The 463-nt window shown below is 54.2% G+C and carries 1 rRNA gene; it reads right to left on the bottom strand.

Annotation, left to right across the window (positions count from 1 at the left end):
* A 23S ribosomal RNA gene (locus AUR66_RS22035) occupies window positions 1-463 on the bottom strand; the annotation flags it as partial.

The raw sequence follows: 463 nt of genomic DNA, 5'->3' as shown, positions 1-463 counted from the left end.
CAGACCTTGGCTTGCTCTGCCAGCGCACCTGTGTCGGATCTCGGTACGATTATCTTGCTCGTCTTTTCACGGGCTCTAGGTACCGCCGAGTTTCCCTATCTCGCCATTCTTTCGCTTCGTGCCATTACGGCTTCCACGAAGTTCGGCGATTCGACGGGGCGAAGACCCCGCTCGGTGTTTCCTAAAGCGTCGACTTTTGGTGCAAGATAGTACTGGAATATTAACCAGTTTCCCTTTCATCTAATTCGAATTACGGTTAGACTTAGGATCGACTAACCCTCGGCTGATTAGCAGTGCCGAGGAACCCTTGCGCGTAAGGCCGTCGGGGCTCACACCCGACTCTCGCTGCTACTGAGACCATGATTTTCGTTGCTGCTCGGTCCACACGAAGTCTCCCCCGTGCTTCCACCCAAACAGTATGCCAACCTACGGAATCGTACTATGAGTACGCCGCCAGGTCTCG

Source organism: Haloferax profundi (genome assembly GCF_001469865.1).
GTDB classification, from domain to species: domain Archaea; phylum Halobacteriota; class Halobacteria; order Halobacteriales; family Haloferacaceae; genus Haloferax; species Haloferax profundi.
Note: the sequence above shows the minus strand (reverse complement) of the source record. Positions and strands in the feature narration are given on the sequence as shown.